Origin of the sequence: Synechococcus sp. R55.2 (assembly GCF_047462075.1) — a bacterium.
Taxonomy (GTDB): domain Bacteria; phylum Cyanobacteriota; class Cyanobacteriia; order Thermostichales; family Thermostichaceae; genus Thermostichus.
In genome coordinates this window covers 1-868 of sequence record NZ_JANSIH010000153.1, presented here as the reverse complement: position 1 = coordinate 868, position 868 = coordinate 1, and the positions used below count along the sequence as shown (strand labels likewise).

1 protein-coding gene is annotated in these 868 nt (G+C 50.9%); it reads left to right on the top strand.

Annotated elements, in window-relative coordinates; genetic code table 11:
* Positions 1-450: 450 nt before the first annotated feature.
* On the top strand, positions 451-868 hold a 418-nt coding region (locus NW838_RS05540), incomplete at its 3' end, for a dienelactone hydrolase family protein (protein ID WP_414427663.1).

Sequence of the window (868 nt, the reverse complement as noted above, 5' to 3'; positions counted from 1 at the left end):
GTAAGCTATGCTTTGGTTGACTACCTGCCAGCGGCTTTTGAGATTTGTTGAAGCAAACTTATCTCACTTGTCAAGGCCATCTGCACCAGTACAATTGCCGTTTTGCCGCTATTGCCAAACGCTCAGTTTGTCTTTTTGGCTCTGCCCAATGCTGCCATCATCCAACAATTTCGGCAACTGCCAAATAAGCTCCAAAGTGCGAGATGGCATCGATGCTTCTTGAAATGCTTAACCCAAAGATTTCCGGTTTTTAACTGATTTTTAACTGTCTCTTGAGTTGCATTTCCGTTGATCAGCATCGCTGTGCCGAGCCGATCTTAACAGCTCTACGATGCAGATCTCAGACAGGATAGGCAAGATTTGCATCGAGACTGTCAGTAGAAAGAATCTTTACAGACAAAATATTGTTTATCCTGAGAAGAAGGGTTTGTGTTTTTGAGGATTGGGCCTATGTATGCGGAGCAACCCAAGGGGGGATCCTCCAGCAGCTGGAAGCGCCGTCAGTTGAAGCTGGCCAACGTCGCTGCTGGGTTTGCCTCGGCAGTACAGCCGATCTTTGCCCAAACCATCATCACCGATAGCGAAGGATTGGAAGCCGGCCCCGTCACCATTCCCACCCCAGATGGCGAGATCCCTGGCTATCGTGCCAAGCCGACCGGCTCTGGCCCTTTTCCACTGGTTTTGGTGGTGCAAGAGATCTTTGGTGTACACGAACACATTCAAGACATTTGTCGCCGCTTGGGGAAGTTGGGCTATGTGGCAGTGGCTCCCGAGCTGTTTTTCCGGCAGGGGGATGTTTCTCAGCTGCAGAGCCTTGAGGAGATTCGCGCCATCGTCTCCCAGGTGCCCGATGCTCAGGTGATGTCGG